The organism is Aeromonas sp. R10-1 (assembly GCF_040908465.1).
GTDB classification, from domain to species: Bacteria; Pseudomonadota; Gammaproteobacteria; order Enterobacterales; family Aeromonadaceae; genus Aeromonas; species Aeromonas caviae.
The window spans coordinates 57,638-68,220 of the sequence record NZ_JBFODT010000020.1 but is presented as its reverse complement, the minus strand read 5'-3'; the positions used below and the strand labels follow the sequence as shown (position 1 = coordinate 68,220).

4 protein-coding genes are annotated in these 10,583 nt (G+C 62.5%); 2 read left to right on the top strand and 2 right to left on the bottom strand.

The features are described 5' to 3' along the window. Positions 1–6 precede the first annotated feature (6 nt). Positions 7–6,033, top strand: a complete 6,027-nt coding sequence (locus tag AB5Y93_RS09405) for an Ig-like domain-containing protein (RefSeq protein WP_368229228.1) — start codon at positions 7–9, stop codon at positions 6,031–6,033. Positions 6,034–6,201: 168 nt separating this feature from the next. Here AB5Y93_RS09405 and mdtH read toward each other — a convergent pair whose 3' ends face one another. After that, complete coding sequence (gene mdtH / locus AB5Y93_RS09400; RefSeq protein WP_029314794.1) at positions 6,202–7,395, bottom strand: multidrug efflux MFS transporter MdtH; 1,194 nt, start codon at positions 7,393–7,395, stop codon at positions 6,202–6,204. A gap of 202 nt (positions 7,396–7,597) precedes the next feature. Between mdtH and AB5Y93_RS09395 the strand changes: the two genes are divergently transcribed. Next, a complete protein-coding gene (locus AB5Y93_RS09395) occupies positions 7,598–8,497 on the top strand; it encodes a LysR family transcriptional regulator (protein ID WP_029314793.1) in 900 nt (299 codons plus the stop codon). A 57-nt stretch (positions 8,498–8,554) separates the two neighbouring features. Here the strand turns inward: AB5Y93_RS09395 and AB5Y93_RS09390 are convergent, their stop codons facing one another. After that, the gene (locus tag AB5Y93_RS09390) at positions 8,555–10,327 is read right to left on the bottom strand and encodes a M4 family metallopeptidase (protein ID WP_368229227.1); all 1,773 of its coding nucleotides are present in this window, start codon (positions 10,325–10,327) and stop codon (positions 8,555–8,557) included. Positions 10,328–10,583 lie beyond the last annotated feature (256 nt).

The window sequence follows — 10,583 nt, the reverse complement described above, 5'->3', positions numbered from 1 at the left end:
GAGAAGGTGACCGGGTTCGAGCTGGATGATCTGACCGTGGTGGGCGGCACTGTTACCGACCTCAAGACCACTGACGGCGGCAAGACCTGGACCGGTACCTTCACCCCGACCCCGGGCTTCGAAGGCACTGCCAGCGTCACCGTGAACGAGGGCAGCTACACCGACCTGGCGGGCAACGCGGGCACCGGCGGCAGCGACACAGCCGGCGCCGATATCAAAGCCCCGAGCGTGGTGGTCAACATCGTTGACGACAAGCTGACCGTGGGCGAGACCAGCGAGGTCACCTTCACCTTCAGCGAGCAGGTCAAGGGCTTCGGAGTGGGCGACCTGACCGTGGTGGGCGGCACGGTTACCGACCTCAAGACCACTGACGGCGGCAAGACCTGGACCGGCACCTTCACGCCGACCCCGGGCTTCGAAGGCACAGCCAGCGTCACCGTGAACGAGGGCAGCTACACCGACCTGGCGGGCAACGCGGGCACCGGCGGCAGCGACAGCGCCGACACCGACACCCAGGCACCCAATGCCCCGACCGTGGTTATCGTGGATGATGCCAACAATGACCAGATGCTGACCAAGGCCGAGATTGGCAATGATCAGATCCAGGTACGCGCCGGGATCAATCACGCAGACCTGGTTGCGGGCGGCAAGGTGACGCTGACCATCAACAATGGCGGGGTGAACAGCACTGTCCAGTTGACGCTCAAGGCCGATGGCACTCTGCTGGCAAGCAATGGCAAGAGCTACGGCTATCAGAATGGCACCATCAGCTGGACGGAGACGACCCCGGCCAACGGCAAGTCGTTGACGGTGACGGCGACCCAGACCGACAAGGCGGGCAACGTCTCCCTGCCGGGCAGCGACAACGCGCAGATCCTGAATGAAGCGCCGGAGACGGCGAACAAGCAGGCAAACGGTCAGGAAGATGCCGCCAGCATCGCCATTCCGACCCTCAGTGGCAGCGACATCGATGGCAACGTGGTGAGTTTCACCATCAAGAGCCTGCCTGCCAACGGCATCCTCTATCTGAACGGGGTGGCTGTGACGGTGGATCAGAGCATTGCGGTGGCGGACGCCGGCAAGCTCACCTTCACCCCGAATGCGAACTGGAACGGCAACACCACCTTCAACTATGCGGCGGTAGACAACGACGGCGCCGTGGATGCGAGTCCCGCAACCGTGACCATCAAGGTGGATGCGGTCAACGATCTGCCGACGCTGACCATCTCCAACGGGGCAGTCGTCTCCGAAGAGGGGCTGGCAAACGGTATTGCCGACACGGTCGGCAACCCGGATACCACCAACGCCATCAAGGCGTCCGGTACCCTCTCGGTGGGCGACATCGACAGCAGCACGCTCAGCATCTCCCTGAACGGACCGGCCGGGCTGACGTCCGGTGGGGCCAAGGTCCAGTGGAGCTGGGATGCGGGCAGCAAGACGCTGGTCGGCTACACGGGGGCGATTGGCGGCGCCGATTACAAGGCGGTGGTTGAGGTCAAGCTGACGGCACCCAATGCCAGCGGCAAGGGAGAGTGGACTTATGACGTGACCCTCAAGGGCCCCCTCGACCACGGGGATACGACCTCGGAAGACAAGTTGTCGTTCCAGCTGGACGTGGAGGTCTCCGATGGCAGCGGCGTCACCAAGGGCAAGCTGGATGTCAGCGTCGAGGACGACTCCCCCATTGCCGGCAACAGCGATGCCGTTTCCGTGGTGAAGACCGATATTCCGAACGTGCTGACCGGGCTCTTCGACCTGACCAAGTACAGTGGCAACCAGAGCACCCTGAACATGGCGGGCTTTACCATCAGCGCCCTGGGCTTCAAGTCGGCAACCGATTCCTCACTGGTAACGGCGGATGTCAACGGCTCCAGCTCGGGGCTGGGGGTGGCCAGCGGTGCTGCGCCTTACCACAACCTTGCCAACGAGATTGACTTCCGTCACTTTGCCGACGGATCGTCCGCCTCCGAGCAGCTGATCGTCAGGCTGGATGCGGGCAAGGTTGCCTACGGCGCCAACATCAAGTTCAGCAAGATGTTTGGCGGCGAGCTGGAGAGCGGGGTCGTGGAGTTCTATCGCGGTGGTGTGCTGATCAGCACCCTGGTATTCAACTCCAACGCATCGGGTGGGGAGTTCAACCAGAACTTCCAGGTGCAGCAGGGTGGCTTCGATACCATGGTGATCAAGGCGACCAACAACGGCAACACCAATACCTCCGACAACAGCGACTTCACCGTACAGAGCATCGAGTTCCTCGGTGCCAACACGGCTCAGGCCATCGCCTATGGTTCCGGCACCGTGACCCCGCAGTGGGGGGCGGACGGCAAGGGCTCCATCGGGTTGGTACTGGACCCGGCGACCTTCGAGAATGGTCTGCGGACGGCTTCCGGCTCAGCCATCGCCATCACCGCCAGCGGGGCCAACACCCTGCTCGGGAAGGATGCGGGCGGCAACCTCGTCTTCAAGCTGGAGTTCACGCCAGCCACCGGCAAGTGGGAGTTCTTCCAGTACCAGCGCATGTCCAAACCCCTGGGTGATGGTGACATCGACTTCCAGATCCGGGTGGTGGATGGTGACGGTGACGCCAGCATTGGCTCCTTCGCCACCAAGCCTCTCTTCACGCCGCTGGTTCAGGGTGTCTCCAGCGAGAGCGTGACTGAAGGGGGCAACCTGTTGCACAAGGTCACCTTGTCCGATGCGACCCAGGAAGCGACCGAATACGATTTCGCCATTCGCGGATCGGGCAACAACCCCGCCTCCAACCAGGACTGGGGCAATGCCCAGTTCAGCAACGGCGTGACCTACAACAGCACCACCGGCAAGATCACGGTACCGGCGGGCGTGACAGACTTCACGGTGACCATCCCGACGGTGAACGATCGTCTGGTCGAGACGAACGAGACCCTCTCGGTGACCATTGGTGGTCAGAGCGGGACCGGTACCATAGTGGACAACGATCGGGCGCCGACGGCGGCTGGCGGCCACAGCGCCGGTGCCGAAGATCAGCCCCAGGTCCTGACCTGGGCCCAGTTCGGTGCCAGCGACGATCAGGACGCGACCGATCTCGGGGTGCAGATCAACACCCTGCCGCTGAACGGTACCCTCGAATACCTCAATGCGGCTGGGCAGTGGGTTGCGGTGCAAACCGGATCCCTCATCTCCTATGCCGAGGTGAACGCAGGCCATCTGCGCTTCGTGCCCGGTCTGAACGAATCGAGCACCCATGCCGCCAACGGCAACGGCGCTGTGGTCGGCAACATGAAGGGCGACTATGCCAGCATCGGCTATCAGATAAGCGACGGTGCCAACCTCAGCAACGGCAGCAAGCTGGTGATCGACGTGGCGGCGGTGGCCGACAAGCCGACCGTCAACCTGAGTCTGGTGGGCAACGGTATTCCCCTTTACAACCTGAGCTTCCCGAGCGCGGGGATCACCACGGGCCAGTTCCAGTCCGGCAACTTCGACAAGGGGGCCCTCGGGATCACCAAGACCCTGACCGATAGCTCTTCTGGGCAGGATCAGGTCAATGGCACCAGCGGCAACGACTACATCGTGAGCCAGAAGGGTGGTGGCGACAGCCTGGTCGGCAACCAGGGGAATGACATTCTGGTGGGCAGCGATGCCATCCAGGGCGATTCCCTCTATGGTGGTGAAGGCAACGACATCCTGGTCTCCGGTCTTGGCAATGACGGCCTCTATGGCGGGACTGGCACGGATATCGCCGTGCTGCCCGGCAATCGTGCCGACTACTCCATCAAGAAGGGCGAGGGTTATTCGAACAACGACAAGTGGTTCGACTTCGTTGTGTCCGAGCGAGGCGTCGGGGTGACCAAGGCCCTGCACGACATGGAATATGTCCAGTTCGCAGACGGCATCTACCAGATCAACCAGACCACGGGTGAGCTGACCCTGGTTCCGCCGACCAAGGTGGATTACCCGGTCGAGCTGACGGCCTCCCTCACCGACAGGGATGGCAGCGAGGTGTTTGACAGCCTGGTGCTGAGCGGCATGCCCAAAGGCTCCGAGCTCTACAAGGGCAGCCAGTTGCTGGGTACCGTCGGGGACGATGGCAAGCTGACCTTCACCGCATCGGACAAGCTGTGGAGCAGCAATGCACTGGATCTGAACCTGAGCGGTCTGACTCTGCGGGTACCGGGTGACAAGGCGGGCCTGGTCAATCTCAAGGTCGATGTCATCGCCAAGGAGGTCGGGACCGATCTGACCAGTACCGCGACCGATGACGACAGCATCCGCCTGAGCTACTTCAACGCCACCGAAGGGGAGCCGGGGGACCAGAACCGGACCTATGGCAGCGAGCACAATATCGTGGTGGGGGATCTGGATGGCAGCGTGATGCTGCCGGGCCAGAACTACAACCTCGCCTTCATGATCGACACCTCGAGCAGTATCGGTTCGTCGGCGATGAAGACCATCCGGGATCAACTGACCCAGGTATTCAAAGAGCTCCAGGGGAGTGCGGGCAAGGAGGCGGCGGGCAAGGTCAACGTCTTCCTGATCGATTTTGATACTCAGGTCAATCGTTCCGTCAGCGTGGATCTCAAAGATCCCAATGCGTTGAAGCTGCTGGGTGATGTACTGACCAGCATGGATGGTACCTCGGGGCTGACCAACTACGAGGATCCGCTCAAGGTCACCTCCAACTGGTTCAACAGCGACCTGGCCAAGAACAACACCAATGCGAAGAATCAGGCCTATTTCATCACCGATGGGGCTCCGAACTCCTACTTCTACAACGAAGAGATCAATCCGGTGGTGAACACCAAGACCCAGGAAGGTCTGGATACCTTTGTCAACGTCAACAACTACGTACCGGGTACGGCTTTCTACGCCAATATCGGGGGCACCCAGCGGGTGATTGTGGATGCCAGCGGCAACGTCAAGCAGTGGTCACAGAACGTAAATGGTAACTGGGGCTCCCAGAACATCGGCAAGATCAAGGCGCAAGGGGATGGGACCTTCGAGATCTCAACCAGTTACACCTCGGGGTCGACCAACAGCACGGCACGGGACAACGCATTGAATGTGCTGCCGCTGCTGGAGGCAAACAATGTGGTGCTGGCGGCCATCGGGATCGGCAGCGGGGTATCGAGCGATATTCTCAAGCTGTTTGATAGCGACAAGGTCGTACAGTCCAATGTGTCTGCCTCCGATCTCGCCAATGCCATCCTGGGGACGCCGGTCAGCAACCTGCCCGGCGCTGACAGGCTGGATGGCGGTGCGGGCGACGACATCCTGTTTGGCGACGCGGTACGCTTCACCGGCATCAGCGGGGAAGGGTATGCGGCCATCAAGCAGTATGTGAGCGGCAAGCTGGGGGCAGGGTCGGTGACCGATGCCCAGGTGCACGCCTACATCACGGATCATGCCAGCGAGTTCGATCAGTCGTCGACCAATGACAAGGGTGACACCCTCCTCGGCGGTGATGGCAATGACATCCTGTTCGGTCAGGGGGGAGATGACTTCCTGTACGGCGGTGCCGGCAACGACACCCTGTTCGGTGGTAGCGGCAACGACACCCTCTATGGGGAGAGCGGCAACGATCGCCTCTATGGTGGCAGTGGCAACGACACCCTCTATGGCGGTACCGGCAACGACATATTGAGCGGCGGACTGGGCAACGACATCCTGATCGGGGGGGCCGGCAACGACATCCTCATGGGGGATGCAGGTGCTGATACCTTCACCTGGCTGAAGGGGGATACCGAGGCTGGCAAGGTGGCCAAGGACTACATCGTCGATTTCAGCAAGTCGGAAGGGGACAAGCTGGATCTGAGCGACTTGCTCGACAGCGATGGCAGCAAGAGCGAGAGCTCCCTGAAGAGCCTGCTCTCGGTGTTCCAGGACAGCGAAGGGGTGCATCTGCAAGTCAAGGAGAGCAGTGCCGCGCCGGTGACCCAGGAGATAGTGCTGATGAACCACACCTTCGACACTCTGACGGGCGGTTCAGGGACGACTGCCAACCAGGTGATCGACTTCATGTTGCAAAACAACATGTTGGATATCAACAAGTAACAGCCAAGCGGGCTGGGCAAAAGCGGCAGAGCAATCTGCCGCTTTTTTTATGGGGGATTTTCGGGTGGATGGACGCAGACGAGGGGGAGGGCAATGCAAGATGAAGGTGAAAAAAGGGCGCCCTTCAAGAGAAGGGCGCCCGGGGTAGACGGGATGATTACCAGAGGATCAGGCGTTGACTCCTGCCAGGCGGGAGCCGCGCTGGAAGCAGTTCGCCAGCAGCAGCAAGGTGGTGACACCGACGGTGCCGAGCACCAGCCAGGGCAACCAGGGTTGCCCCTGGGCCATGGCGTAGTCGTGCAGGGCGCCGCCCCCCACGTAACCCGTCATGCCCCCGAGCGCCAGTCCCAGTCGGCTGAAGCCCATGTAGCTGCCCCGCGCCCCCGGTTGTGCCAGCTTGGTCATCAGGGTTTCCCGCGCCGGCTCGGCGATGACGATGCCGAGATAGAAGCAGGCGAGCAGCAGGAAGACGGCGGGCAAGGTGGTGGCAAAGGCCACCAGCCCGATCCCCGTGGTCATCAGCAGCACCCCCGCCATCAGGCGGTTCTCCAGCTTGAAGTGGCGCTCGCCGAACCGGGCAAGGGGGTAGAGCAGGGCCAGGGAGATGGCCGTCTCCAGGGTATACATCCAGCCCACCGCCGTGGTGCTGCCCGCCATCTGTTTGACCAGAATGGGGAAGATCAGCATGACCTGCACCCAGAGCGCGTAGTAGCCGCTTAAGATCAGCACCAGTCGGCAGAAAGCCTTGTCCGCCAGCACCTGGCCGAGGCCGTCCCGGATCGGCGTCGGACGTACCGAAAGCTTGTAGGGGGGCAGGATCAGCAGGTTGCACAGGGCGGCGCAGACGAAGAGACCGGCACCCAGCAGGCAGACATATTCAAAATCGAAGTTGAGCAGCCAGCTGCCAAGCAGGGCTCCCACCACGGCGCCGGCGCTCTCCAGCATCATCAGCAGGGAGATGTAGCGACCCCGCTCCCGTGGCCGGGTGAACTTGATCACCAGGGCGGCGCGGGGGGGATCGAACAGGCAGCCACCCAGCCCCGAGATGATGCAGGAGAGGATCAGTTCCAATCCGCTCTGGGCATAGGCCAGGCTGGCAAACCCCAGCGCCCGCAGCAGCATGCCGCAGACGATGAGGGGGCGCGCCCCGAACTTGTCGGCGAGGGAGCCGCCAAAGACCCCCAGCCCTTGCTGGGTAAGCTGACGCAGCCCCAGTGCCAGTCCGACCACACCGGCGGCCCAGCCCAGTTGGTCGACGAAGCGCAGGCTGATCATGGGCATCACCACGAAGAAGCCCAGGATCACCAGCAGGGAATCCAATGCCAAGAACCACCGCCCCAACCGCCTCGCCCGATCCACCATGACTCTGATACCTCTGTTTGCTTCGCTGATATTGTTGTCTTTCTTGCCCGAACGACGCCGTCACCAAACAGAGCCAAGGGGGATGACAACTCCCTGGCTCGGTGGCGTTCAGCCGGTTCATGACGATTGATGCTGCTATTCTGGTGGGGCTCCAGATATAGTGGTAGCCGACAACTGGCTATATTTCATATTGGATTTGGTTATGGCTATGACCCTCGACGATTTGCAACTGCTGCTGGATGTGGCCAACCGTGGCAGCTTCAGCAAGGTGGCCGCCATTCGCGGCTGGTCACAACCCATGGTGAGCCAGCGCATTGCCGTGCTGGAGCAGGAGCTGGGTCAGTCCCTGTTCCGTCGCCATCGTCGGGGGGCCACCCCGACCCCGGCCTGCGAGCAGTTTCTGCCTGCCGCGACCGCGGCTCTGAGCGCACTGGAAGGGGGGCGGCTGGCGATGCAGGGGGCGCCTGCATTGCCGCGGATCCGGCTTTCCTGCCTCCCCTCTCTGACCACGGCGGTGTTCGGCCCCCTGCTGCTGGCCCTGGTGGACGAGACCTTCGAGATCCGCTGCAACACGGATCACTCTGGCATCATCATGCAGGAGTTGCTGACCGGCGAGACCGACGTGGGCTTCATTCTCAAGTGCCCTGCCATCGCGGGCATCCAGCTCGAACTGCTTTACCGTTCCCCGATCATCGCCGTGGCCTGCGCCACCCACCCGCTGGCCGGGCGGCAGGGGCTGACCCTGCAGGACATTGCCAACGAGCGGCTGGCGCCCCAGCAGTGGGGGACGGGCTGCGACGAGCTGATCCTGCAGTTGCGTCTGCTGCGCCAGGTGGCGAGCCCGCTGCACGCCATCCAGCCAGCGAGTGCGGCACGGGAGCTGGCGCTGGAGCACGGCTTCATCACCCTGATGCCGGCGCTCGCCATCACCCGGGATCTGGAGTTCGGTCGCTTGGTGAAGCTGGACGTGGTGGATCTGCCACCGGATCACTGGGACGTGATGATGGCCTGGCGCAGCGGCAAGCGCCCCAATCCCGCCAAGGAGCGGGTGCTGGAGGCGGCCCGTACCCTTGCCCGGCGCTGGTCGGGCAAGCGGACATAAAAAAGCACCGGACCAGGCCGGCGCTCTTCGCTTATTCCCCTTGATGCCCGCTCAGACTCAGTAGCTGGCCTTGAGGGCGACGCCGGAGAAGGCGCTGAACCCGCTCAGCTGCACGTGCCAGGTCCCCGCCTTGGGGGCGTTCAGGGTACAGGTTTCGGCATTGCCGCTCTTGTAGGGGCGGCAGTCATAGCTGCTGGCGGTCGGCGCGCTGCCGAACTTCACGTAGAGATCCGCATCCCCGCTGCCGCCGCTGCTGGTCACCACCAGCTGGCTTCTGCCGGCGGGCACCTCGACGGTGAAGTTCAGCTTGCCCCCCTTGGCGGCGGTGAGATTGCTCACCGGTACCCCGTTTTGCAGCACGCTGCCCGGTTGGGGCGTGGTGCCGCCGCAGGTGGCATTGACCCCGACGGCGGTGAAGGCGGCTGCCACGTCGCTCACGCTGTAGCCGAGATCCGTGGCGGCCCTGGTCACCCCGCACGCCCCCTGATCGAAGGTGGTATTGGGGCCCCAGTAGAGGCGGTTGGCCAGCACGAACACCTCGAACGCCTTGCGGGTTTGCCAGCCGCTGGTGTTGGCCAGCAGGTAGAAGGCGCGGTTGTAGACCCCGGAGCTGTGGTGCACGTCGATGCCGTCATAGTAATCGCTGGCATGGCCGATGGACTTGCCGTCCCGGGCCGGGTCCTCGAAGTAGCGCAAGGAGCCGTTGCCCTTGAAGATCTGGGCCCCCACCAGCCAGTCGTTGCTGCCCTTCATGTAGTATTCGGCCGCTTCCCCCGCCATGTCGGAGAAGGCCTCGTTGATGCCGCCAGACTGACCGGAGTAGACCAGCCCTGAGTTCTGCTCGGTGAAGCCATGGCTCACCTCGTGGGCGGCCACATCCAGGCTCACCAGTGGATAGAAGGTGGTGGCCCCGTCGCCGAAGGTCATCTGGCTGCCGTCCCAGAAGGCGTTCTCGTAGTTGCGGCTGTAGTGCACCCGCATCTTGAGCTTGAAGCTCAGCGGCGCCGTGTTGTACCAGTTGCGGTACATGTCGAACACCACGTTGCCGAAGTAATGGGCATCGTTGAGAGGGGAATAGGCACCGTTGATCTCCTTGACCGTGTTCTCCGGGCAGGTGAACTGGTGGATGGTGCCCCCCGTGGTGCCGTGATTCATGTTGAGGGTGTCCACATTGGTCCCCGTCATGCGGCAGTTGTCATCCACCTGAAGGGGACCAAAGTCGGCGCCGTAGAAATACTTGCCGGTCTTGACGTTGCCCCCCGGGCCGGTGGCGTCCTTGTGGTTGATCCCCTCCCAGCGTTTGAGCTCGCTGCCGGTCTGGGCGTCGATCATCACGAAGGGGCGGCTCGGTTCCTTGCTGGCGGCGAGCCAGGAGACCAGATAGACCAGTCTGGCCTGGCCGGTCTCATCCTGCATCACGAACAGCTTGACCTGTTCGTTGCTCCCCTTGGCACCGCTGCGAGCCTGGCGTGCGGCGTCGCTGGCGGAGAGGGCAACGGCCGGGCCCGTCAGGTCGGCATCGATCTTGCGCAGCATAGTGCCGGACACCTGATTGACCTGGCCCCCCAGCGCCTGATCGGCCACCAGGACCTGGCCCCACACCGGAATCCCCTGCCAAGTCTGCTCATAGCGTATCCGCTGCTGGCCATTGGGCAGCGTCACCGCCCGCACCTTGCGAAACTCGCCATCCCCGGCGCCAAGGGCGCCAATCTTGGCGGCGCCACTCACCGCACCGGCCAGGTCGGAGACCTGGTTCACTTCCACCTGTTCTGCCGCCATGGCGGCGCTTCCCCAGCAGGCCAGCATGACGGCCAAATAGACTTTGTTCATCTCGTCTTTCCTTAGTCGATGAAGATTACACGCCGGGTCCGTTGCCCGGCGCTCTTACACTAGTGGGAAGGGGGAAAATAACGGCCTGTCATTTGTCACAGGGCAGAGAAAACAGGTAGCACGATTCACTTTTACAGCGCCAATCATCCACAAATACTGGTAATGGCAGCATGTTGAACCGCTGTGAGGGGTGATTGATGACTTTGGGATCAAGGTGCCCGCATGGGGATCGCCATATGGGGGTTGCCAGCGGGGA